We start from the raw sequence: 23,776 nt of genomic DNA, 5'->3' as shown, positions 1-23,776 counted from the left end.
GGGGCAAGCAGTGTTCCACTTGCCCCAACCTTTCACTTATCAAGCAGTTGCAGCTTTTTCGTTGTCACGACGACTGGTGTAGAAGCCGCGACCCAGGAGTGCAATACCGATCAAGAAGATGATCACAATTCCAAATGCACCGGTTGCTGGGAGCTGACCGAGCAGGGAATCCTTGACGTTATTCACATCAATTGAGTAGGTGTGCGTTGCTGGATCCCAATTGGTCAAAGGAAGAACTTCTGGGTTGCGAACGAATCCAGCAGGAGCTTTCGTTTCAAGTACACAGAACTTATTCACTACAACAGCACCATCAGAGCCGGCAGAGCTGTAAGGCAGACCGTAACCAGTGATCGAAGATTTGGTTGCGTTATCCGCCGTACCTCCAGCAGTTACAAGGGTCGCATTAGTGGTTTGTGGATCGGTTGCAGTTGTAGTTGCAACGTTAGATATGACTAATGCTGAACCGTCAAGGGTAAACTTGCCGTCTGCATCAGGATCGGAACAACGGTAAACTTCGAACGTTGCACCATTGAGCTGATCTGCAGTCACACCCGAAGAAGTGCTGGACTTCGTAATATTTACGTTGGCAAGAACTGTTGCGGTTTGCCCTGTTTGCACAGAACCTGCGTTGGGAAGTTCAATCGAAGCAGTATTCTTTACAGTTGCGTCAGCAGAAGGAACACTCAGAACTTTGGCTTCAAATACAACCTGCACAGCCAATGTTGGATCACCCACGCGCGCGTTCTGCAACTTCTGCAAGCCGGAAGTCGAGAACACCACTTTGAGGATATTGTTGTCATAGGTAACGGAATAGTCACCCGGATCAAGTGTAAGCGCAGAAGCCCCTACGACTGTCACTTGCGCTGCCGGACTGGATTGTAGAGCAAGCTCAGAAACTAGCGTGTCCACCACGTTGAAACGATCGAGAGTACCTGCCGGTACCGGTGCTTTAATTGTGTAGGTCAGGTTCTTTCCAACCGTTGCCACGGAATCGTTCACTGTTTTAGTTGGTGTAACATTCTGGTTCTTTGGATAGACGTTGAGATTGTACGTCCAAGCACCAGTTGCCGGATCCGAGTATGGAAGCGTCACATAGAATGGTGGTGCAATAGTGTAACCGGCCTTCTGAAGTTCGGTAACACGATACATGCCAACTTTAAATGCAGTATTTGTTGAAGTCGAAATCGTGGCAGTTCCAGCAGACGTCGTTAGAGTAGTCACATCTGTATAGGTGACCGTTGGATCATTGCCTTTATCAGCATCAGTCAAAAGAGCAGCATTGGACCATCCTGCTTGCGTCGAAAGATCAATACCATTTACCGCTTCAATCTTAAACTGCGCACCATCTAGTGGCTTTGCACCGTTCGTAGGAGCGACCGGCACAGCATTTGGAGCCGTCGGGGTAGGATCTCCTTCGTATTTGTTAATCGTGAGAGACACCGGTTTGGACGGATCGATGGTATCCGCAGCACTGGCAGAATGTACGCCACCCACGGCAAAAGTTGCTACAAGTGCAATAACTGCTACAACCTTCAATTTGATTGATTTCATATCATGTTTCCTTCGTATGGATTAACGCCTAGATGAGTCCCGCTCATCAATCGCTTGTCGATATGGCGTGCCAAGAGCCCGCCCTAAACGACTTGTTGCTAACCCGCGAAAACAAGCCCTAATCCGGTGTTAGCACGAAATGTGAGTTCCTAAAACTTGTTTCCCACTGTAACATAGCTGGAATCATTTTTCAGGATTAGTTCCAATAATTACCGATGTGTGAAACGGCACGATAGCGTTTCATCGCAGATAAAGAATAGGTGAAAACAATTTTTATTAACAGAAATGTAATATCAGTCAATGCTTGACATCAGAACATTCCACTAAACAATATTCATGATTCAATGAACAGACCGCTGGTCAAGCCCTTACGTAACGCAATGCCATGATTCATTTTGTTCTTAAACGATTTTTGCGAAAATGACACAACTTTTCACTCACGAACAATCGTTCAAATCACACCTCAGATATTGTGAAAACATCCATAGTGTGCGTCTCATATAGCAATACGCACAGCATCGAAACAGCCGCCGTATAAAACTCGCGCACATCCGAAAACACAAAGAGAGAGAGTTTCCAATTAGGAAACTCTCTCTTCCACGTTTATAAACGTCACTTCTTATTGCGACGCTGGTGGCGCGTCTTGCGAAGCAATTTGCGGTGCTTCTTCTTCGACATGCGCTTACGACGCTTCTTAATGACGGAACCCACTGGCTACCTCCGGAAGTAATAGTTGGAACGGCAAAACCGCTACGTTTAACAAATGAATAGTACCCTAAAACCTAGGCTCCCGAAACTTCGCGACGCTCACCATCAACGTTCCCAGCGAGGAGTTGATCAAGAGCTGAACGAGGTACTCGGTAGGAACTACCAACACGCACGGCAGGCAGTTCGCCAGCATGAACCATGCGATACACAGTCATCCGAGATACGCGCGTAATCTCGGCAACTTCAGCCACAGTCAAAAACTGCGGACCAGAAGATGGAAGCTGAGACATCCTATTCCGTCCTACCAAGTAAACCAGAGCCAACCCCTGGAAATCCGATGCGTGAATGAAAGTTCCGACCGTCAATCGCGTGGTGCAATCCACACAAATCCATTAAAGAATCTCAGAAATTTTTCAGGTACGGAAATTCTTGCTCAAGTCTATCGCATTTTTTCAAAATGCACACAATTCTCAAGCATTTCATTCTTCACAACTGTAACAAGAACACCTATTCCGCAACACTCTTCCCATCGTGATCTTTCCTCCCCCCCCCACGTCTTACGGCTCCAAATCTCCCAGCACATTCACACAGCTCATAAGTATGTAAGTGCACCAAATTCCGCGTATCATCGTGTACATATATGCTGCATGAATAGGAATCGACCACCAATATTCAAACCATTCACCAATTGTTCAGCTCAACAAGCTAACCGAAATAACGTCCGATCCACATCGGGCCGTCTACGAGGGGCGATTTCGTGACCAAACTGCGATTACTAATTCGCGCACGTGACTACATAGACTCAGTTGCGCGCAGATCACCAGCAAGGCTTGCACTGGTAATTTTTGCCCTCATAATTTTGTGTTTTACGTTATTATTGCTCCTTCCCCAAGCACGCAATGCTCCTACAAGGGCACCATTTCTCACCGCGCTTTTTACGGCGACGTCGGCCACCTGCGTCACCGGTCTCACCGTGGTCGATACCGCCGCATACTGGTCTCCTTTTGGGCACGTCGTCATCGCTTTCGCCATGCAAATCGGCGCCCTTGGTGTCATGACCCTCGCTTCCTTACTCGGCTTGGCAGTATCGCGCCGAATTGGCCTTACGCAACGCATACTTACAGCTGACGAAACCAAAAGCCGCCTCGGTGAGGTAGGTGGCCTGCTGCGCACCGTCGTCGTGACCTCACTTATTGCCGAGTCAATTCTTGCCCTTGCTCTTCTTCCGTCCAGTTTGTCAATTACGTCCGACTTCGGCACAGCGGTTGGATCGTCGATCTTTATGGCGATCTCCGTATTCAACAACGGCGGTTTCGTTATTTACGACGCCGGCATCTCCGGTTTCGTGGATAGCTGGATGTTCGGAATTCCAGTTATTCTCGGCACTTTTGTGGGAGCGCTTGGTTTCCCAGTTATTCTCAATATTTCCCGTCATTGGCGCAAACCTCGACGCTGGTCACTAACCTCGAAAATTACTCTAACCACATCAATCGCGCTCTTTTTCTTCGGTATCATCGGCATCTTTATCCTCGAGTGGAATAACTCCCACACCTACGGCCCGCTCAGCTTCGACGAAAAAATCCTAGCGGCGATGTTCCATTCCATCACGCCTCGATCCTCGGGCTTGAGCACGCTTGACATGAGCAAAATACATGAGTCTACCTGGTTCTTTACTGATGTTCTCATGTTCATTGGTGGCGGTTCAGGAGGCACCGGCGGCGGTATCAAAGTCACTACTTTCGCAATTCTCATCTTGGCCATCATTGCCGAAGCTCGCGGCGATCAAGACGTGGAAGTTTACGGAAGGCGCATTCCCGCCACAGTTACTCGGCTCGCCATATCCATCACTTTTCTTGGAACTGTGCTCGTTGGTGTCTCCACACTCGCGATACTCCACATAACTGATTTTCCGCTGTCCCGCGTTCTGTTCGAAACGATCTCAGCATTCGCCACAACTGGTTTAAGCACCGGAATTACCCCTATGCTTCCACCCACAGCGCAAGTTATTCTCGTGCTCTTGATGTACTTCGGCAGGGTTGGCACTGTCACGACGGCGGCTGCGCTCGCTTTGCGTTACCGACGGCGCGTGATCAGGATGCCCGAAGAACAACCGTTGGTTGGTTGATTGAAGACACGATCAAGATACGGGATCGCGCACGATATAAAAGCCACGTGTCTCAGACTCACAACCACGAGCTTCAAGCAATCAAACACGAGATTCTCTGGCCACCTCACCGAAGCACACCAGTAGCTTCGATTCAAAAATGGCCGATAGACTAGCGGTACAAGCAAACGGAAAGGCAAAAACATGGCACATCGAGCGCTGAACGAAGCGGTACTCGTCATTGGCCTCGGTCGATTTGGTTCTTCAATCGCCACCACACTTGACGCTCTTGGACGGGACGTGCTCGCGGTGGAGTCTGATCCTGTGCTCGTCCAAAAGTGGTCCCATCATTTTCCAGTGATTCAAGCAGACGCGACTTCCACAGAAGCACTCGAACAACTTGGCGCCCGCGATTTCTCTTTTGCCGTCGTCGCCGTAGGTACATCGATCGAGGCTTCAGTGCTCATTACTGCCAATCTTGTTGATCTTGGCCTCGAACAAGTGTGGGCAAAAGCGATGTCTGTAGCTCACGGCACGATTCTGAGCCGAATCGGAGCGCACCACGTCGTTTATCCTGAGCACGACGCCGGTGAACGCGTCGCGCATATGGTTTCGGGAAAGATGCTCGATTATATAGAAATTGAGGATCACTTTGCGGTAGTAAAAATGTTTGCACCAGCTCAGCTGCAAAATCGTTCACTTGAAGAGCTCAATCTTGCCCAAGAATACGGCATAAACGTTATTGGCATAAAAGCCCCCAATGTCCCGTTCCAGTACGCCACTCCACAGCTGAGTTTTGGTGCGGGAGACGTTATTATCATTTCCGGTGCTGCAGACGCCGTAGAAACGTTCGTTAACAGGTTTTAGGAGGCGTCTGTGGCTGCAAAAACAAAAACTCCAGGTTTTCGGTGCACTGAATGTGGATGGACTGCGAGTAAATGGGTTGGACGCTGCGGCGAATGTCAAGCGTGGGGAACTCTTGTTGAAGCCACCAGCACTGGAACCGCTTCAAATAACGTTCCCGTGCTCATCCCCCATACGCCTGCGCAGCCAATTACGGATATATCAGCCCAGGCAGCTGTAAAAACACCTACAGGCGTTCCCGAACTCGACCGTGTACTGGGAGGAGGACTGGTTCCCGGCGTCGTCGTGCTCTTGGCAGGCGAACCGGGAGTAGGTAAATCGACGCTACTCCTCGACGTCGCGGCAAAAGCGGCAGCTGAGGCTCAAGAAAACAACCGCACGCCAGTCCTCTACGTCACTGGTGAAGAATCCGCAGCTCAAGTTCGCGCACGAGCACAGCGGATAGGCGCACTGCAAAAGCACCTGTATCTCACGGCAGAAGCCGATCTTTCTAGGATTCTTGGCCATATTGAAAGCAGCAAGCCATCACTATTGATTGTTGATTCAGTTCAAACGGTAGTTGATCCCACGGTCGACGGCGCGGCAGGCGGAGTGGCGCAAGTACGTGCGGTAACTGCAGGTTTAGTTAATACTGCCAAATCGTCGGGTCTGCCCGTGATTGTAGTTGGCCATGTGACGAAGGATGGCTCCATTGCTGGCCCGCGTGTGCTCGAGCATTTGGTTGATGTGGTCTGCCAGTTTGAAGGAGATCGGCATTCACGCCTGCGTATGGTGCGCGCCGTGAAAAATCGTTATGGAGCAACCGATGAAGTGGGGTGCTTCGAACTCATTGATTCCGGAATCCGAGGTCTAGCTGATCCTTCTGGCTTGTTTTTATCAGCTCGAAATCTCACTGTGCCTGGCACCTGCGTAACAGTCACGCTAGAAGGACGCCGGCCAATGCCAGTAGAAATCCAAGCACTAGCAGTAACGGCTGCTGGACCACCTCGGCGCACCACCGCCGGCGTAGACAATTCACGTGTCGCGATGATGCTCGCCGTTATCCAGTCACGGCTCGGAGTGGCATTCGAACGCAATGACATTTTTGTATCAACTGTTGGCGGGGCACGCGCTCAAGAACCTGCCGTTGATCTTGCTATGGCTCTGGCGCTGGTCTCTGCTGCTTCTGATATGCCCCTTGCTCCGGGAGTTGTAGCGCTTGGCGAGGTGTCTCTTACCGGAGAATTGCGTCCCATTGTGGGTGTTCAGCAGCGCCTGAACGAAGCTGCTCGGCTGGGTTTCACTATCGCAATCGTGCCGCCACTGAATGAGGACGTAAAAGCTCCAGCGGGGCTTGAGGTACGCGAGGTCCCAGATATTTCCCGCGCAGCAAATTCAGTGTTACCACTGGGCTCATAGCGCCGCATCAAGCTTATCTGCCCGTCACATCACTTGGCGCATCACTCTTGTACTTCTCCGGATCAGCTTTATCGACAGCCGATCCGTCACCGTCAATGTCAGATTTCACGTTCGGATCGGGCGAGGGCTGTACCGTTGGCTGATTTTGCTGCGGTGCGCCTTGCTGCTGAACAGCCTGCGCGCTCTTGCCATTCGGGTCTAATGAGAAAGCAAGCTTCGAGCCAAAATCTACCGAGTCGATACTAAATTGCGCTTGATATGTACCAGCCTTCGACGGGTACTGTTTTGAACAGTTTGCTCCGTAAACGTTGCCATCCCACGTGATCGTTTGCGCGCTCGTCAGATTCTTATCGAGCAACAGGACTTTACTCGCTTCGCCCGCATTGCACACCTTGGAATCCCAAACCGGCTGCTCGCCACTCCAAATCTTGATACCAGCGTGCTTATAGCCGATATCCAAGTAACATGGACGCTCACCTTTATCGTTCTTAATGCTGATATTGAAGTTCACTGCCTGCCCAGATCGTGATCCTTGCCGCGCGAGCGTAACTTCTAACATATCCGGTGTACATTGCACTGGATCAAAGTTTGCGGTAGCCGCAGGAGCACTACTATTGGCATCCATTTTGGCGAGCGCGTTTTTAAGAACTGTGTACACACCAAGCAGGGCAATAATCAGCACCAATACAAGAGAAACAGTCACAACGAGCTTTTTATTGCGCAAAATACTTGCTAGGCCGCTTCGTTGCGTCGTCTGTCGATTATTGCGAATTGAACGTGGCAGTGGTCCCCCACGTGATGCTTGTGACGACGTCGGAGGAACGCGCCGCAAACGGCTAGCGTCAGTCTCGACACGAGTTTTGCCCGACGCCGTGCGCCCATGTCTGATAGTCTGCGCCTGTTTTTCACGCGATGGGTTGGAGTGATTGCCCGACCGCGGTTCCATCGAACGCATTTTCTTGGGCACAGCTGCACCTCGTGGAATATCACCACCATGAGATGAAGAAGAAGTACGCACGGTTGCACCATGCAAACTTTTCTTTGTCGTTGCGCGACCATTAGCTCCAGAGCTGCGACCGCTTTCCCCTTTTCGATTCCCAACACGACCGACATTGTCTTTGCCACCGCGTGATGAATCTACGGTACTGCGCAAACGAGAAGGAAAACTACCACCGGTACGTGACGATTTACCCGCACGCCCCGAACTCCCAGTAGCTCCGCGGTCTGCTACTCCCCGCGCACTCTCATCGCCTTGCGATTGCGCAGAGTTATTTGCTCGCGTTGAACGCAAAAAACCTCGCGCGCGCGAAGAATCCTTGCCCGACCGTCGTCTTTCATCATGTACCACGTAATAACGGTAACGTGAACTGCCCGCATAATGCGATATTCCACGCCGAAAGCGGCGGTTTGTATGCAATCACATCGCAGAGCAAGTCCATTTTCTGGCACACTTGAGGCGATGGCATCGAAAAATATAACTAACAAGCGGGCAAATGCCCGATCCGAGCAGGACACTGATCTTTCGACTTCGGCATCCGCCCATGCCAAGAATGAAACTAGCCAAACCAAACCGGAACCGGCACTTGAAACGCCACAGAAAACACCCCCGCCCACTGCGGCTTCTATCAACGAAGCTGGTGGTCAAAGCCTACTGATGCCAATTGAAACCTTCCACCACATCATCTGCGATTGGTACGAAAGCAATCACCGCGATCTTCCGTGGCGCCAGCTAGGCGCAACACCGTGGGCAATTCTTGTTTGTGAAGTCATGAGCCAGCAAACCCCAGTTAGTCGTGTACTTCCTGCATGGACGCGCTGGATGAAACATTGGCCAACGCCTACCGATCTAGCCGCCGCATCGCCTGCCGAAGTGCTGGTTGCGTGGGATCGACTCGGCTATCCGCGGCGCGCCCTGCGCCTGCAAGAATGTGCGCGCGTTGTTGCCAGGGATTATGACGGCGTTCTGCCAAGCACCCGTGAAGAGTTACTGGCGCTTCCTGGTATCGGTGCATACACTGCCGACGCCGTGCTTGCCTTCGCATTTGGCAAGTACTCCGTAGTGCTCGATACGAATATTCGGCGAGTTTTAGCACGATGGCATGGCGCTGCTTTGCCACCGCCGTCGCAAACGGCATCCGAACGCGAGCGCGCCCGAACTTTTGTGCCTTCCGAGCCAGTTTCTGCAGCGCAATGGAATACAGCGATTATGGAATTTGGCGCTTTGGTATGCACAGCCCGCGATCCAAGGTGCGATACATGTCCTGTTCAGAACGGCTGTTTGTGGTTTCACACGGGAAAGCCAGGCGATGCTTACGCACATACGCGCAGCACCCAAAAATTTCTAGGTACGCAACGAGAAGCTCGCGGAAAGATCATGGCGGTACTACGCGAACGCCGTCATGCCAGTAAAGGCGACCTTCTCACCTATAGCGGACTTTCGAACGAACGTTTCGATGCTGCGTTGAACTCTTTGGAAGACGACGGTTTGGTCACCGCCCGGGATGAGACCTATTCGCTACCTGGCCTGCAATGATCGGCAACTTTGCTCAACTCTTGCAAGCGCGCCGCTGAGTCTTCGTCAATAACGAGATCCGTCACCACGCCGGCTCGCAAGGCAGCGAGCAGAGGCACGACTTTCTCGACACCGGAAACGATGCAAATTCTGCGCGGTATAGCTCGCAGATCGTTCGGCGTCGGCCCAGATGCGCGCCGGTTCAGCTCGAGATCTTCCCATGACCCGTCGGCGCGCAACAGCACCGTACACACGTCGCCCACCACGCCCTCGGAGGAGAGCGAACCTAGTTCATCGGGAGTGAGATAGCCTCCGGAATAGACTTGGGACGGCACGGCTCCTACCATGGCGCCGATACCGAAAATTGCAATATCGGCACGTGATTGTAGCTGGCGCACAGCGGCGATCGAGCGCTCACGCCACAAGAGGTTGCGAGTCTCGGGATAATCGAAAAACGCAGGCACTGGGAAATGCGTTACCGCAGCTCCATAGGCTTGTCCGAAAGCTTCCATAATTTCGCCAGCGTATGGGATTCCCGTACTAACCTGATTCGCTGCACCGTTGAGCTGCACCACGATTGAGCCTGACGCAGGCTTGGGCACAAGGTGATCGGTGACGGCGGAAAGCGTATTTCCCCATGCCACACCTACTACGTCGTTCGGTTTTACAATCTCGGAGATCAGAATTCCCGCCATAGTGGCGACGGCGGTGAGACGGCGTGCGTCGTTCGCACCGAAAGGCACTGGCACCACGTGTGTACGAACACCGAATTTTTGGGAAATTCGCGAGCCTAATGTATCAACAAGTTCCTGAGGAGGGTGTAAAGAAATCTGCACATAGCCCAGCTCACGAGCAGTTTTTACAAGTCGCGAAACAGTTGAGCGCGATACGCCAAGCCTACGCGCGATTGATTCCATAGTTTCGCCCTGCACAAAATGCATCACCGCAGCTTCATACGCGAGATTAAAGCGCTCGTCCACGCTTACCCACCCTTCATAAAAGTTTTCTCCATTGCTAAAATACCACACTTGAACGTTCGACCATCACTCATGACCGTCCGTGCACATCTGCCCAATATTGCCCAGATTCGCCTCTCTGATTTAATAGCCATGTTCAAAAACGCCTAGTCTAGTTATCTAGAACTTCCCAAACCCTTGGGGAGCGTAATTATCAACCAACTTCAGAGTGGAAGACGGTTATGCAAAGAATCGAAACTGATGTAGTTGTTATTGGTGGCGGAGCCACAGGCGCAGGAACGGTGCGTGATCTTGCATTGCGCGGGTTCCGTGCTGTTCTGGTTGAAAGAGCTGATTTGGCTCAAGGTACCACTGGGCGCTTCCATGGCCTGCTCCATTCCGGCGGACGATACGTGGTATCCGATCCTGGTTCAGCCACTGAGTGCGCGGAAGAAAACGCCATTATCCGGCGGATTCATTCTGACGCGGTGGAAGCAACCGGTGGGCTCTTCGTCGTCACCCCGCAGGACACCGAGGAACACGCCGACAAATTCCTCCAAGCTGCTCGCGATACCCGAGTTCCAGCCGCAGAAATCTCAATCGCCGAAGCACTGCGTCGCGAGCCACGTCTCAACCCGGGCATCAAGCGCGCTTTCGAGGTTGAAGACGGCGCGGTAGACGGCTGGCGAATGACCTGGGGTGCTGCCGAGTCGGCAAAGGCTTACGGAGCTAAGATTCTCAGCTACCATCGCGTCACCAAAATCGTCGTAGAAGACGGCGCCGTGCAGGCAGTTCTGTGCCGCGCCGAGAAAACAGGCGAAGATGTGCGAATTGATTGCCACTTTGTGATCAACGCCGCCGGTCCTTGGGCAGGCCAAATTGCTGAGATGGCCGGCGCTCCAGAAGTTGATGTTGTGCCTGGTCGTGGCATTATGGTGGCGATGAACCACCGACTCGTCAATTCAGTCGTCAACCGATGCATTTACCCCGCAGACGGCGATATCATCGTTCCTGCTCACACCGTCTGCATCATTGGCACCACCGATGAAGCCGCAAAAGACCCCGATTTCCTCGAAATCAAGGACTCGGAAGTACAGCAGATGCTCGATGCCGGTGAGGCGCTTATCCCCGGTTTCCGCCAAGCGCGAGCAGTGCATGTTTGGGCAGGTGCGCGCCCACTTATTAAAGACCGCCGCGTGAGCGCTTCTGATACTCGTCATATGTCGCGCGGAATGTCGATCATTGACCACGAATCGCGCGATGGAATTTCTGGAATGCTCACCATCGCTGGCGGAAAACTCACCACCTATCGACTCATGGCGAAGAACGTCGTCGATGCTATGTGTGAGAAACTCGGTGAGCATCGCGAATGCACCACGGATCAAGAAGCGGTACCGAGTGCGCAAGGCCACCCGACCCACAAAGTCACCGACCGTCTCAAAGAGCGCGAAGCTGACCGCCTCAACGATCCGATTGTGTGTGAATGTGAGCTGGTTACCCGCTCAATGATTGAAAAAGAATTGGCAAACCAGCCCGATGCCAACCTCGACGATATTCGCCGCAAGTTGCGCGTGGGCATGGGACCATGCCAAGGTGGGTTCTGTTCACTGCGAGCTGCGGGAATCATGCATGATTTCGCACGTCAAAACAGCGAAACTTCTGAAGTATTCCACGGTATGACTCCTGAACAGCTCGCAGATCGCACGTCGACGATGCTTCGCCTGTTCGTAGGTAACCGCTCGCAAGGAATTCGTAATCTGCTCTATGGCCAGCAGCTGCGTGAGGCGGCGCTCGATAAGTGGATTCTCAGTGGCGCACTGGATATTGACCACCTACCTGCTCCAAACGAAGATTCGCGCCGCGCAACTGGCGATTTGGCGCTGCTGCATGGCAGGCATGACGGCGTCTCCCCCACTCATTTAGAGCCATCACCTGCTCAGTCACTCGACGAAGTAGCACACACGGTTCCAGAGCTGAGCGTTGCGCAGCCCGAACCAGCCGATGCGCAGCTTGAGACAGTCGGCGCTGCTGGCACAACCACGAAGGAGTCCTGATATGAGCAAGATTTTAGTAATCGGCGCTGGCCTAGCAGGTCTTTCAAGTGCTCTTATGCTGCGCGAACAAGGCCATACCGTCACCGTGGTGAGCCGCGGTATCGGTGGTCTGCTGCTATCGAATGGCACAATCGACGTCCTAGGCTGGGAAGACGGCGTTCGGAGCACCGAACCAGTTCGCAAGCTCTCCAGCGCATTGGAATCGTTCATCACTAAAAATCCTGCACATCCTTATGCCGCAATCGGCACTGCGAATGTGCTTGAGGGAGTCAAATGGCTAACTCGCAGAATCGACCTGTTCAGCACTGCACGGAGCAAGGAAGATTTCTTGGACACCAACGTTCTTATGCCGACGGCGGTAGGTGCGGTGCGTCCAACAGCAGCAGTTCCTGATTCCATGCAGGAATCCATCCTCAAAGACGGCAAGAAACTACTCATTGTTGGGCTTTCGCGCCTCAAGGATTTCCCAGTTCAACTGATCGCCGACAATCTCTCCCGCTCACCTTATGTGGACGTAAGCGCCCGCTGCATCACGATTGATCTGCCACTTCGGGGCGGAAAAGAACACGATGCATCGGGAACTACCCACGCTCGCTCATTGGATGAAGGCCTTAACTCAGCTGAACGCCAAGCCTTGATTCAAGCGATCAAAAAGGAAGTTCAGGAAGGCGAAACGGTACTCGTTCCTGCTGTACTTGGGCTCGATCCGCACACGTTCACAGAGATTTCTGCGGAAGTTGGAGCTCCAGTAGGCGAAATCCCACTCCCGCCACCGTCAGTGCCAGGTAGGCGTATCAACGACATCCTCACCGTGGCCTGCCGTGAAGCGCGAATTGATATCCAGCTCAATGCCGTAGCCACTGGTTTTATTGCGGCCGGAGATTCTATTTCCGCAGTAAAAGTCCAGCGTGCAGGGCGAGTTTCAGAAGTTAAGGCTGACTACATCATTCATGCTGGCGGCGGTTACGAATCAGGAAATCTTGCGCGCGATTCCTACGGGGTGATCCGAGAGTCCGTTTTTGACCTGCCGATTTACACTCCTGAAGTAACCGACAAAGACTTCCATGCCGAAGCGATTTACCGCAGCGGCGTGCGCGTCAATGGGTCAATGAATCCACTCAACACTGACGGAGAAGTGCTGTACTCCAATCTTTTCTGCCTTGGCGATTGCCTTGGTGGCGCACTTGCATGGGAAGAAAAATCCGGCGAAGGAATCACGCTGGGCTCGGCTTGGGCAGCAGCAACTGCTATCCAGAAGGGAAATGAGGAACTCTAATGGGCGCAAATCCAATGGAAAATGCCAAAATTTCGATGGCGCGTGTTTCGCTTGATTCGTGCGTCAAATGCACAATTTGCGAAACTCAGTGCCCGGTTGCTAAAGCCACGCCACTTTTCTCGGGCCCGAAGTTCGTTGGTCCACAAGCAGAACGGTATCGCCACGGCGCGTCAGTTGATTACTCTCTCGATTACTGCTCAGGCTGCGGCATCTGCACAACGGTTTGCCCGCAGGGAGTGAAGATTGCCGAAATGAATGGCCAGGCACGTGCTGTAATGAAGGCCGACCATATGCCATTGCGTGACCGTCTGATCACGCAGACCGAGCTCGAAGGCAAATTGATGACGCCGTTCGCCCCAATTGCGAATGCAGCGCTGGCTAACAAGCCAATCCGTAAGATCGTTGAAAAAGTTGTGGGCGTTCACCATGAAGCTCCGGTGCCTAAGGCGAAGTCACGCACATTCATGGGCTGGTTCCGCAAGCACGAAAAGACTCGCACTGGCCCATTCCCTAAGGGACCGATCGTGTTCTTCCACGGTTGCGCTGGCGGTTACTTTGAAGTTGCGACGTCGATCGCTACTGTTGAAGTACTTGAGCATATTGGGTACAAGGTTATCGTGCCCAAGCAAGGGTGCTGTGGATTGGCACAGCAGTCCAATGGTTTGTTCAACGAAGCAGCTAAAGCTGTGCGTAAACTCTGTGCGCAGCTGCGTAGTGCAGGTAAAGAACTGACTATTGTATCGTCGTCGGGATCATGCGCTGGCATGTTGCGCCACGAGGCACACGAGATCATGGGCATTGACGATCCGGAACTGATCGACGTCGGCTCGCGAATGGTGGAAACCTCCGAGTTCCTCCTCGAATTGATGGACGCGGGCGAGTTCCCAATTGAGGAGCTTGGCCGTAGAGATCTCACGATTCCTTACCACCAGCCATGCCAGGTGAAGTCGCAGGGTATCGGAAAGCCAGCAATTCGCATGATGGAGACTATTCCTGGCGTGACGGTCATTGAATCAGGCGAGCAATGCTGCGGCATCGCCGGAACCTATGGCTTGAAGAAAGAAAAGTATGAGGTGGCTCAGAAAGTCGGCAAACCGCTTTTCGATATGGTTAAGCGCACGAACCCTGAACTTGCTGCGTGCGAGACGGAAACCTGCCGCTGGCAGATTCGCAAAGGCTCTGGCGCTGAAGTAATTCACCCAGTTCAGCTCATCCACCATGCACTTGGGCTGGCCGGAACGAGCGAGCTGCGCGGCATGCCGTGGGAGGACATGAAGAAGAAGTCAAAGTCCTGATTGAGCCAGTGCTAGATCACGTTGAGCCAGTGCTAGATCACTCGGCCTGTTTTCAGATTTAGCAATACTGACTCTCACCTGCGGGGGATGGTTCACTTCAATCGGTTGAAGTGAACCATCCCCCGCAGTGTATTTTGTGTACTTTTTGGCGATATCCTGCGGTTTTATGATGTTAAATAATGCACATGCTCCCTTTGAAGAAAAATAATTTTGCACGTTCGTGCATACCGCCATTCCAAGTATTCTCAGAGAGTAATTTGTGTCATAGTTTTACTAGCCTGAAATTAATGCAATGAAGCACATTGTCTAGAAAATAGCCATCGATTTCAGAGCACAATATCCATCCATTAACTTTCACAGTTATTATTCGGAAAGCACAGGTTCAAGATGTCTCTTGCACAAGTCTTTTTATCTGAATTCATTGGAACAATGTTCCTCCTCCTACTTGGTGTTGGCGTTGTAGCCACAAATCTTCTCAAGCACTCGAAGGGACAAGGCGGCGGCTGGCTACTCATCAACTTCGGATGGGGTTTCGCTGTCTTCGTTGGTGTGTACATGGCATACAAGACCGGCGGACATCTGAACCCAGCAGTTACCCTTGGTGTTATCGCTTCTGGCGCATCTGAATTCGTACCAGGCGTGGCAATCACTGCAGCCTCAACTCTGACCTACATTGCTGCGCAATTCCTCGGCGCATTTGTTGGTGCAGTACTCGCTTGGGTTACGTTCAAGCAGCACTACGACGCACATGAGGATCAGGGCGAGATCCTCGGAACGTTCGCAACCGGCCCAGCTATCCGCAATGGCCTGTGGAATGTTCTTACCGAAATCATCGGTACCTTTGTGCTCGTTTCGTGGGTTATGGTCAATGGTCAGACCAAGTCCGCACTCGGCCCACTCGCAGTTGCAGTAGTTATCGTATCTATTGGCGCATCGCTCGGTGGACCAACCGGATACGCAATCAACCCAGCTCGTGACCTTGCGCCACGTATCGCACACGCAGTCCTCCCGATCAAGGGTAAGGGTGGCTCTGACTGGGGTTACGCTTGGGTTCCAGTAGTTGGCCCTATCATAGGTGGCGTTCTCGCTGGTCTCGTTTTCGGAACTGGTGCACTCAACATTTTCCAGATAATGTAATCCATCCAAACTAAACATTCCTGAAAGGAAAAGTCGAAGATGACTGAGAAAAAGTACATTCTTTCCATCGATCAGGGCACAACCTCATCGCGCGCAATCCTATTCAATCACTCCGGTGAAATCGTTTCGGTAGGTCAGCTCGAACACGAGCAGATCTTCCCGAAAGCAGGCTGGGTAGAGCACTGCCCAATCGAGATTCGCGATAACGTTCGTGAAGTAATCGGCCAAGCACTATCCAAGGCAGACGTCAACCGCCACGAAATCGCTGCGGTTGGTGTCACTAACCAGCGCGAGACCGCCGTCGTCTGGGACAAGAACACCGGCGAGCCAGTTTACAACGCAATCGTTTGGCAGGACACCCGCACCGACATGATCGTTCGCGAGCTTGCTGGTAACGAAGGCCCAGACAAATACAAGGAGATCTGTGGTCTCCCACTGGCAACCTACTTCTCCGGACCAAAGATCAAGTGGATCCTCGACAACGTTGAAGGTGCACGTGAGAAGGCAGAAGCAGGCGACCTCCTCTTCGGTAACACCGACACCTGGGTTATCTGGAACCTCACCGGTGGTCCAGAAGGCGGCGTACACGTCACCGACGTAACCAACGCATCGCGCACCATGCTCATGGACGTTCGCAAGCTCGAATGGGACGCCAACATCTGTGCAGATATGGGCATTCCAATGTCGATGCTCCCAGAGATCAAGTCCTCCTCCGAAGTCTACGGATACGGTGCTAAGAACTCGCTCATCATCGATACACCAATCTCGGGCGATCTTGGCGATCAGCAGGCAGCGACCTTCGGTCAGGCATGTTTCGAGAAGGGCATGGCAAAGAACACCTACGGTACCGGCTGCTTCATGCTTATTAACACCGGCCACGAGGCAGTTACCTCCGAGAACGGTCTTCTTACCACCCTGTGCTACAAGATCGGTGAACAGGAAGCTGTTTACGCTCTCGAAGGTTCGATTGCTGTTACCGGCTCCTTGGTGCAGTGGATTCGCGACCAACTCGGTTTGATTTCGTCCGCACCAGAAATCGAGACACTTGCTTCTTCGGTTGAAGACAATGGCGGCGTTTACGTTGTTCCAGCGTTCTCGGGTCTGTTCGCTCCATACTGGAAGGACGACGCTCGCGGCGCTATCGTGGGTCTCACCCGCTACAACAACCGCGGACACATCGCTCGCGCTGTGCTCGAAGCTACCGCATTCCAGACTGCTGAAGTGCTCGAAGCTATGAACGCAGACTCTGGCGTTGATCTCGCTGAACTCCGCGTTGACGGCGGCATGACTGCTAACAGCGCTCTCATGCAGTTCCAGGCTGATATCCTCGGCGTTCCAGTTGTGAAGCCAAAGGTTGCAGAAACCACCGCTCTCGGTGCAGCATACGCTGCTGGTATCGCTGTTGGCTTCTGGGACGGCGAGCAGGACGTCATCAACAACTGGCAAGAAGATCAACGTTGGGAGCCAAAGATGGAAGCTTCCGAGCGCGATCGCCAGATGCGTCTCTGGAAGAAGGCTGTTACCCGCACCTTCGACTGGGTTGACGACGACGTTCGTTGACTGTAACTCCTACTCCTACTGAGGATTGAATTTTTCGTCGTTGATATGATCGGGGTGGGTTTAGCAAGGAATTCCTTGCTAAACCCACCCCGATCTCAGTTACACACTGACAAAGAACAAGTAGGCATTGCTAAGGCTTGCACAGCCCCTCAAGCCTGCTCATCTCTATCAGTTGAGTCAAGCTCGAGAGACCCTGCTTTATCAGTTTGAAAGCTTCACAAATGGGAATGCAATAGTCTCACGGATTCCGAGTCCGGTGAGCACCATAAGCAGGCGATCAACACCCATACCCATACCTCCGGCAGGAGGGAAGCCTTGTTCCATAGCCTCGATGAAGTCCTCATCAAGTTGCATCGCTTCTGGATCGCCGTTGGCTGCTTCCAAGGACTGCTGCGTCAAGCGGTCACGCTGTACAACAGGATCTGCAAGCTCGGAATATGCCGTTGCAGTCTCCATGCCGCGAATATAGAGATCCCACTTCTCCGTCAATCCTGGCTTCGTGCGATGGTAACGGGTAAGCGGAGAGGTGTCCTCTGGGAAATCACGCACAAACGTTGGCTTGTATAGGAGATTACCCACGAGCTCTTCCCAGATATCTTCAACGATCTTGCCATTAACGGCGTATTCCTTGACCTTAATCTCGTGCTCAGCAGCAATTTCCAGCAGGCGCTCACGCGGGGTATCTACGGTAATTTCCTCGCCCAGTTTTTCCGACAGCGAGTCGTAGAGGCAGATTTCGTCCCATTCTCCGCCCAAATCGTATTCAGTACCGTCAGCAAGCGTTACCACCAGTGAACCGAAGACGTCGCGCGCAGCATTCTGGATAATATCTTTCGTGAGCTTAGCCATCGTATCGTAAGTGCCATAAGCCTCATAAGCTTCCATGGCTGTAAACTCAGGCGAATGCGAGGAATCGGCTCCCTCATTGCGGAAATTCTTACCGATCTCGTAGATTCGCTCCACGCCACCCACAACAGCTTTCTTGAGGTAAAGCTCCGTGGCGATACGCAAGTAAAGATCCTGATCATAAGCATTGATATGGGTGGTGAATGGTCGAGCCGCAGCGCCACCATGCAAATTCTGCAGAGTAGGGGTCTCAATCTCGATGTATTCGCGCTCTTCGAAGGTCTTGCGAATCGAACGCATCACAGCAGCACGAATGCGAATCATATCGCGAGCACTCTGGCGAGTAATAAGATCCAAATGGCGCTTGCGCACACGCATTTCTTCACTGAGGGTCATCTCTTCACCCTCAGCATTCGTGAACGTCTTAGGAAGCGGACGAATCGCCTTAGAAGCCATCGCCCACGAATGTGCAAATACAGAGAGTTCACCGCGCTTGGAAGCACCAATATGACCTTGCACAAAAATGTGATCGCCAAGGTCTACATCAGCCTTGAGCTGGTCGAGAGCTTCTTGTCCTACATTCGCAAGCGAAAAAATAACCTGCAAGCGTTCGCCGTCGCCCGCCTGTAACGCAACAAAAGCGATCTTGCCCGACGGACGCATCAGCATGACGCGACCCGCGATACCTACCTCATCAGCAAGTTCTTCTCCTGCCTCGACCTGCGTGTACTTCTTGCGCACAAGCCCAATGGTTGACGTGATCGGAAGCTCTGCCGGATACGGATCGCGGCCCTGTTCCATGAGTCGCGCACGCTTCTCCTTGCGAACCTTGATCTGCTCAGGAGTGTCATCAGCAACTGGAACTGGATTTTCATTCATAGTACTCACCTTTAGAGGTTACAAAACAACAATATTATTTTATAGGTATTTGGGCTTCTTGGCGCTCAACGAACTGAAAATTAGCTGTTATTCAGCCGACAAGCCGCTTCATTGAAGCCGCGAGTCCACTATCACATCGGGATTCCCGAGGAATGCAGCCCTTCCGTACCATCAGGCACTTGTCCCGGCTGATCTGAGGTATCAACAATCTTGTTGTACTCATCAACGAAGACGACGCGCGGCCGCCAGGATTTCGCCTGCTCATCGGGCATCGCGGCGTAGCACATAATGATCACAAGATCGCCAAGGGATACGTGATGAGCAGCCGCGCCATTAAGAATAATTTCACCTTTACCGCGCTCCCCTGGAATAGTGTAGGTACTCAAACGAGCGCCGTTGTTCACATTCACAACGTCCACTTTTTCACCAGGCAGAATATCGGCAGCGTCGAGCAAATCGGCATCAATAGTAATCGAACCAACGTAGTTCAAAGCCGCCCCGGTAACTGTGGCACGGTGGATCTTTCCGCTAATCATCGTGCGCATACGCTCAGCCAATGGAAACCTCCATATTGTCGATCAAGCGAGTTGTACCCACCCAAGCCGCTACAACGAGCAAACCGGTACCAGTGAAATCAGGTTGGAGCGGCATGAAGGTCTGTGGATCAACCAAAGTCAAATAATCGAGTTTCACTTTCGGATTTTCCGAAATATCGGCCACTGCAGCTCGGATAATTTCAGGAATCGTACCGTGCTCCTCACCTGCTCGCACGCCGTCTTTAAGCGCTTGAGAAAGCGCCAAAGCATTCGCCCGCTGTGAATCGGTGAGGTAGGCATTGCGCGAGCTCAGAGCCAGTCCAGATTTCTCACGCTGAATCGGTACTGCCCGAATCTCCACCGGCATATCCAAATCGGCAACCATTGTGCGAATCAATGCCAGTTGTTGGGCATCTTTTTGCCCAAAATAGGCAATATCAGGTTGCACCATATTGAAAACCTTGTGTACCACTTGCAGCACGCCAGCAAAATGACCTGGGCGAGTTTTGCCCTCAAGCATCGTAGCCACTGGTCCTGGCTCAATGCGCACGAGCGGCTCACGCGGATACATCTCATCATCCGACGGCGCGAACACCACATCAACGCCGGCAGGCTCCAAAAGCGCGAGGTCGGCATCAAGATCGCGCGGGTAAGCGTCAAAATCTTCGTTTGGTCCGAATTGGAGCGGATTAACGTATATCGACACCACCACGGTATCAGCAGTTTTACGCGCCTCACGCACCAACGCAAGGTGCCCTTCGTGCAGAGCCCCCATGGTCATGACGAGCGCGCGCGAACCAGAAGAGTCCTTGAGATAAGCGGATAGATCGGATTTTGTATGTGAAATGTGCACATTCACATCCTAACTGCCGTCGCCAACGAGACTATAACTCGTTCGCGCGAATCTGGTCACGCATCCGTTGGGCAGTGCTCCGGGTGAGCGCACGACGCCGAAGAGCGCGTTGCGTCGTCGCCTCCGCAATAGCTCGATAAACTGGCGGAATATCAGCAAGATCTGGATCGAACGCCGCACTTGCATCAACAGTTGCCAGGTGTGAAGCTAGCGTCTTAACATCACCGCGCACAATCGGTCCTGTGAGCAAAGAATCTCCCGAACTGAGCGCTCCCTCCACCGAAGCGTGTACCAAAGCGCGCAGATACGTTCCTGGCTCATCTACCCCAATGCTTTCAAGCAACTGCATTGCTTGGGCGATCACCGTCACCACATGGTTGGCACCGTGGCTCAAAGCAGCGTGGTAAGTACCTCGGTGCTCCTCAGGAATCACGAAGGAATCCCCGCCCATTTCCGCAACCAATGCGTGCCCAATCGCTTGAATAAACGCAGGAGCGGTAACGGCGAATGGGCATCCTTGCAGACGTGCAATATCCAAGGAAGTGCCCGTAAAAGTCATGGCAGGGTGGATAGCAAGACCAAGAGCACCCGCGCTAATCGCTGGCTCAAGGACGCCAATGCCGTACCTACCTGCCGTATGAACCACGATCTGCCCTGGTCGCCAAAGTTCTAGCTTGGCCAAACCTGCAACGAGTGGCTCTAACTCGTCGTCAGGCAATGTGAGAAGCACTAACTCGGACTGCTCAACGATGCTTGGCACATCAAGCGCTGGAACACCTGGAAGCATTGTTTCAAGCCTGTCAATTGAGGCTTCCGAAGTGGCATAAGCACCGATGATGGTGTGACCTTGTGAACGCAGTGCGCTCCCCAAAGCAGCTCCAACTTTACCTGCAGAAATAATGCCGATTTTCATTCGGCCATGGCTATTCACCAAGACATCCTTCCGCGAAATATGCGCTCATTCCTCAGCTGCTAGTTCCCCAGCCCAACACGTGCTTTCCACTCAGCCAACGATTCCGAAACACCAATGCTGCGGGCTTGACGTGCCAATTCGGTTTCCTGCATCAAAAGTTGCTCGACGAAGTTCCGATCAAAATTCTTCACCTTCGTATCCACGCGGCCCAAAACCGTGTGAATTTTCACCGATGCGAGATTCTTGTACCGCTGGATTGGGCCAACTGTAGCCATCGTCGATTGAGTGTGATCTTGCAAAATCAACGAAATCTTACGTGACCAGCGTCCCTGCCGAACAATCAAAGTGCGCACGGACGCAAAAACGCCACGACCCGGCAAAGAAATTGGATCAAGCAAACGAGCAGACTTCGGCGCTCCCATAAAGTACTTTCCTGTGCCCTGACCATCGAGAGCTTCGGCGAGAAGAGCGCGATCGTCGTCGGAACCTAAAGAGGGTGTAAGCGTCCACAATATGCGGAGGACTTCTTCGCGAGTACCAGCCAAAATAAACGATTGGGAAAGTTGTTTGAGCTCTTTGAGGTCCTTGTCAGCTGTGGTCAAATCGAGTTTCCACCAGTCAAAACGGCGCCAAAGTAGCGGCTGCGAAAGACCAATAGCGTGCACACGCTGGGGCGGAATAGTACGCGTGATAACTTTCGTAAGCCCTGCACGGCGTCGCAATCCATTTTCGGAGAGGTAAATCTTAGTTCCGTAATCGTCGAGCAAAGATTTAAGGATCGTCCACCCCACAGCCAAGATTGGGAATATTAAAGCGAAAAATTGCACGTCACCTGCAATAATCGTGAGCACAAGTGGCATAAGTGTAAAGAACACCATCAGTAACGTCTGCGTATCAAAAATATTGGCGACAAGCATTTGCCCCGTACCCAGCTTGTACACCAAAACATCGCGCTCGTCGTCGTCCGCATCGAGAATCGGGACGGCGTTAAACTCATTTTCCGGGACAACGCCCGCAGCGTTCACACTCCCCTGAGCAGCTATTGTGCCTTGCGGTGCTGGCACAGTTGGCGAACCTGATGCAGTGAGCGGCGTTGTTTGCACCGCAACTGGCGTTCCAGTACGAGCCGAATTGAGAGCCTGCAAAATTTCTTTGCGCAGTGACGAACACTCGGACAGCCGCAACAGTCCAAGATCCATATTTTCACTTTGCATACCAGCAGAATCGACTTTCACCGAGCCAAAACCGAAGATACGCCCAAAAAGACGCTGTTCCACTTCAACACTCTGAATCCGATTCCACGGAATATGCTTGTGCTGCTTAATGAAAATTCCTTTGCGATAGTGGATTCCGCTTGGAACAATCCCATACGACATCTTCTTCCAGATGAGCGTGCCAACACCAACCACAACCACGCTGATCAGCAATAATGCTCCGAGAAGAATCAGCAGCGCCTCAGTTGTTGCATTATCGCGAACACCGTTGATAGCAGACTCGAGATTTCCATCCTCAAACATCTGTTTCATCACGGAAAATATGCCGAAACAGATCACAAACCAGAATGCGCCGAGCTGAGAAATAGGCGTGACTTTATGGAATTTGCGCCATGCCTCAGGCGGAATATGATCGCCTGAGCTGGGCTGTTCAGCTTGGGTGCCAGCTCCGATTGGAACGGAGGCAGACGACGTCGTGGCGCTTGCGTCGTCGCCACGAGTGCTTGCGTCGTCGCCACGAGTGCTTGCGTCGTCGCCACTGGCGAGGGCGTTAAAGTCTTCGCTGCTCACAGCCCCTCCATCCGTGCGTTACCCAGAGCGGTGAGAACTTCGCGCAAACGCTCAGCTTCCCCACGTGAAATACCTGGAATGCTTCCTGAGGATTCAGCTGACGCTGTCACGAGCGTAATTTTCGCTAGGCCAAAACGGCTCAGAATCGGTCCAGCTTCCACATTCACCTGCTGCATTCTGCCGTAAGGGATCACCGTCATTTTATGGAACATAATGCCGCGCCGAATGATCAGCTCATCCTCGCGTTGGAGATAGCCAATCGCTTTCGCACGCCGGCGCGCAAAGAAAAGGGTCGCCAAGCCCACGACGGCGAGTACGGCCACGATACTCCACCATACGATCAGCGAAACCGTGTCGCGTCCGAAGATGATCGCCAGCACGATTGCAGGCAACACCGTTACGAGTGCAATGAGCACAGCATATATCCGCATTACCTTAAAATATTGTGGGTCTACCGGGGTGAAGTTAAGTTCGGAGCCGAATGGCTGTTTCATGATGTTCCTTTTCATGATCCATACACAATGCAACTGTCTATGGAAGCGTGTTCTTG

Annotated in this window: 20 protein-coding genes; 9 read left to right on the top strand and 11 right to left on the bottom strand. The window is 52.5% G+C overall.

The features are described 5' to 3' along the window. Nucleotides 1-39 precede the first annotated feature (39 nt). The 3 genes from EZJ44_RS06090 to EZJ44_RS06080 all read right to left on the bottom strand — a co-directional run bounded on the left by EZJ44_RS06090 (nt 40) and on the right by EZJ44_RS06080 (nt 2,549). Complete coding sequence (locus EZJ44_RS06090) at nt 40-1,551, bottom strand: SpaH/EbpB family LPXTG-anchored major pilin (protein WP_131281336.1); 1,512 nt, start codon at nt 1,549-1,551, stop codon at nt 40-42. A 612-nt stretch (nt 1,552-2,163) separates the two neighbouring features. Continuing rightward, complete coding sequence (locus EZJ44_RS06085) at nt 2,164-2,262, bottom strand: 30S ribosomal protein bS22 (RefSeq protein WP_005504750.1); 99 nt, start codon at nt 2,260-2,262, stop codon at nt 2,164-2,166. 71 nt (nt 2,263-2,333) lie between these two features. Continuing rightward, the gene (locus EZJ44_RS06080; RefSeq protein WP_131281334.1) at nt 2,334-2,549 is read right to left on the bottom strand and encodes a helix-turn-helix domain-containing protein; all 216 of its coding nucleotides are present in this window, start codon (nt 2,547-2,549) and stop codon (nt 2,334-2,336) included. Nucleotides 2,550-3,016: 467 nt separating this feature from the next. Here EZJ44_RS06080 and EZJ44_RS06075 point away from each other — a divergent pair, with 467 nt between their 5' ends. From EZJ44_RS06075 to radA, 3 genes are all read left to right on the top strand, one after another. Next, complete coding sequence (locus tag EZJ44_RS06075) at nt 3,017-4,384, top strand: TrkH family potassium uptake protein (protein ID WP_165496135.1); 1,368 nt, start codon at nt 3,017-3,019, stop codon at nt 4,382-4,384. Nucleotides 4,385-4,567: 183 nt separating this feature from the next. Then, the gene (locus EZJ44_RS06070) at nt 4,568-5,230 is read left to right on the top strand and encodes a potassium channel family protein (protein WP_131281330.1); all 663 of its coding nucleotides are present in this window, start codon (nt 4,568-4,570) and stop codon (nt 5,228-5,230) included. Nucleotides 5,231-5,239: 9 nt separating this feature from the next. Beyond that, a complete protein-coding gene (radA, locus tag EZJ44_RS06065; RefSeq protein ID WP_131281328.1) occupies nt 5,240-6,625 on the top strand; it encodes a DNA repair protein RadA in 1,386 nt (461 codons plus the stop codon). 13 nt (nt 6,626-6,638) lie between these two features. On the opposite strand, the gene EZJ44_RS06060 is transcribed toward radA, so the two are convergent. Then, the gene (locus EZJ44_RS06060; protein ID WP_131281326.1) at nt 6,639-7,973 is read right to left on the bottom strand and encodes a hypothetical protein; all 1,335 of its coding nucleotides are present in this window, start codon (nt 7,971-7,973) and stop codon (nt 6,639-6,641) included. Nucleotides 7,974-8,084: 111 nt separating this feature from the next. Between EZJ44_RS06060 and EZJ44_RS06055 the strand changes: the two genes are divergently transcribed. After that, entirely contained in the window at nt 8,085-9,158 is a 1,074-nt protein-coding gene (locus tag EZJ44_RS06055) for an HhH-GPD family protein (RefSeq protein WP_241658615.1), read from the top strand. Here EZJ44_RS06055 and EZJ44_RS06050 read toward each other — a convergent pair. Beyond that, on the bottom strand, nt 9,134-10,117 hold the full coding sequence (locus tag EZJ44_RS06050; RefSeq protein WP_131281324.1) for a sugar-binding transcriptional regulator: 984 nt from the start codon (nt 10,115-10,117) through the stop codon (nt 9,134-9,136). The genes EZJ44_RS06055 and EZJ44_RS06050 overlap by 25 nt on opposite strands. Nucleotides 10,118-10,335: 218 nt before the next feature. Here EZJ44_RS06050 and glpA point away from each other — a divergent pair, with 218 nt between their 5' ends. The 5 genes from glpA to glpK all read left to right on the top strand — a co-directional run bounded on the left by glpA (nt 10,336) and on the right by glpK (nt 17,415). After that, nucleotides 10,336-12,147 carry an anaerobic glycerol-3-phosphate dehydrogenase subunit GlpA gene (glpA, locus tag EZJ44_RS06045; RefSeq protein WP_131281322.1) on the top strand — a complete coding sequence of 604 codons (1,812 nt, stop codon included), beginning with the start codon at nt 10,336-10,338 and terminating at the stop codon, nt 12,145-12,147. 1 nt (nt 12,148) lies between these two features. Then, a complete protein-coding gene (gene glpB / locus EZJ44_RS06040) occupies nt 12,149-13,423 on the top strand; it encodes a glycerol-3-phosphate dehydrogenase subunit GlpB (RefSeq protein ID WP_165496134.1) in 1,275 nt (424 codons plus the stop codon). Further along, nucleotides 13,423-14,718, top strand: coding sequence for an anaerobic glycerol-3-phosphate dehydrogenase subunit C (locus EZJ44_RS06035; protein ID WP_131281318.1), 1,296 nt, complete (start codon nt 13,423-13,425; stop codon nt 14,716-14,718). Before glpB ends, EZJ44_RS06035 begins: the two co-directional genes overlap by 1 nt. Nucleotides 14,719-15,105: 387 nt before the next feature. After that, nucleotides 15,106-15,855 (top strand): MIP/aquaporin family protein, encoded by a 750-nt coding sequence (locus EZJ44_RS06030; protein WP_131281316.1) that lies wholly within the window; start codon nt 15,106-15,108, stop codon nt 15,853-15,855. A 39-nt stretch (nt 15,856-15,894) separates the two neighbouring features. After that, complete coding sequence (glpK, locus tag EZJ44_RS06025; protein ID WP_131281314.1) at nt 15,895-17,415, top strand: glycerol kinase GlpK; 1,521 nt, start codon at nt 15,895-15,897, stop codon at nt 17,413-17,415. A 201-nt stretch (nt 17,416-17,616) separates the two neighbouring features. On the opposite strand, the gene lysS is transcribed toward glpK, so the two are convergent. The 6 genes from lysS to EZJ44_RS05995 all read right to left on the bottom strand — a co-directional run bounded on the left by lysS (nt 17,617) and on the right by EZJ44_RS05995 (nt 23,720). Next, a complete protein-coding gene (gene lysS / locus EZJ44_RS06020) occupies nt 17,617-19,140 on the bottom strand; it encodes a lysine--tRNA ligase (protein ID WP_131281312.1) in 1,524 nt (507 codons plus the stop codon). Between the two features lie 131 nt (nt 19,141-19,271). Continuing rightward, the gene (gene panD / locus EZJ44_RS06015) at nt 19,272-19,697 is read right to left on the bottom strand and encodes an aspartate 1-decarboxylase (protein ID WP_131281310.1); all 426 of its coding nucleotides are present in this window, start codon (nt 19,695-19,697) and stop codon (nt 19,272-19,274) included. Further along, nucleotides 19,690-20,529: a pantoate--beta-alanine ligase gene (gene panC / locus EZJ44_RS06010; RefSeq protein ID WP_131281308.1), complete on the bottom strand. Its 840-nt coding sequence runs from the start codon at nt 20,527-20,529 to the stop codon at nt 19,690-19,692. The genes panD and panC overlap by 8 nt, the downstream gene beginning before the upstream one ends. A 31-nt stretch (nt 20,530-20,560) precedes the next feature. After that, nucleotides 20,561-21,460, bottom strand: coding sequence for a Rossmann-like and DUF2520 domain-containing protein (locus EZJ44_RS06005; RefSeq protein WP_241658614.1), 900 nt, complete (start codon nt 21,458-21,460; stop codon nt 20,561-20,563). 41 nt (nt 21,461-21,501) lie between these two features. Beyond that, nucleotides 21,502-23,226, bottom strand: a complete 1,725-nt coding sequence (locus EZJ44_RS06000) for a PH domain-containing protein (RefSeq protein WP_131281306.1) — start codon at nt 23,224-23,226, stop codon at nt 21,502-21,504. Next, entirely contained in the window at nt 23,223-23,720 is a 498-nt protein-coding gene (locus EZJ44_RS05995; RefSeq protein ID WP_131281304.1) for a PH domain-containing protein, read from the bottom strand. The genes EZJ44_RS06000 and EZJ44_RS05995 overlap by 4 nt, the downstream gene beginning before the upstream one ends. Nucleotides 23,721-23,776: the final 56 nt, after the last annotated feature.

This window comes from Arcanobacterium bovis (genome assembly GCF_004331995.1).
Taxonomy (GTDB): domain Bacteria; phylum Actinomycetota; class Actinomycetes; order Actinomycetales; family Actinomycetaceae; genus Arcanobacterium_A; species Arcanobacterium_A bovis.
Note: the sequence above shows the minus strand (reverse complement) of the source record. Positions and strands in the feature narration are given on the sequence as shown.

Excerpts from the sequence above, each read along its gene's own strand:
- EZJ44_RS06090 (WP_131281336.1), bottom strand. The coding sequence starts at position 1,551 with ATGAAATCAATCAAATTGAAGGTTGTAGCAGTTATTGCACTTGTAGCA.
- EZJ44_RS06080 (WP_131281334.1), bottom strand. The coding sequence starts at position 2,549 with ATGTCTCAGCTTCCATCTTCTGGTCCGCAGTTTTTGACTGTGGCTGAA.
- EZJ44_RS06070 (WP_131281330.1), top strand. The coding sequence starts at position 4,568 with ATGGCACATCGAGCGCTGAACGAAGCGGTACTCGTCATTGGCCTCGGT.
- EZJ44_RS06055 (WP_241658615.1), top strand. The coding sequence starts at position 8,085 with ATGGCATCGAAAAATATAACTAACAAGCGGGCAAATGCCCGATCCGAG.
- glpA (WP_131281322.1), top strand. The coding sequence starts at position 10,336 with ATGCAAAGAATCGAAACTGATGTAGTTGTTATTGGTGGCGGAGCCACA.
- glpB (WP_165496134.1), top strand. The coding sequence starts at position 12,149 with ATGAGCAAGATTTTAGTAATCGGCGCTGGCCTAGCAGGTCTTTCAAGT.
- EZJ44_RS06035 (WP_131281318.1), top strand. The coding sequence starts at position 13,423 with ATGGGCGCAAATCCAATGGAAAATGCCAAAATTTCGATGGCGCGTGTT.
- EZJ44_RS06030 (WP_131281316.1), top strand. The coding sequence starts at position 15,106 with ATGTCTCTTGCACAAGTCTTTTTATCTGAATTCATTGGAACAATGTTC.
- glpK (WP_131281314.1), top strand. The coding sequence starts at position 15,895 with ATGACTGAGAAAAAGTACATTCTTTCCATCGATCAGGGCACAACCTCA.
- lysS (WP_131281312.1), bottom strand. The coding sequence starts at position 19,140 with ATGAATGAAAATCCAGTTCCAGTTGCTGATGACACTCCTGAGCAGATC.
- EZJ44_RS05995 (WP_131281304.1), bottom strand. The coding sequence starts at position 23,720 with ATGAAACAGCCATTCGGCTCCGAACTTAACTTCACCCCGGTAGACCCA.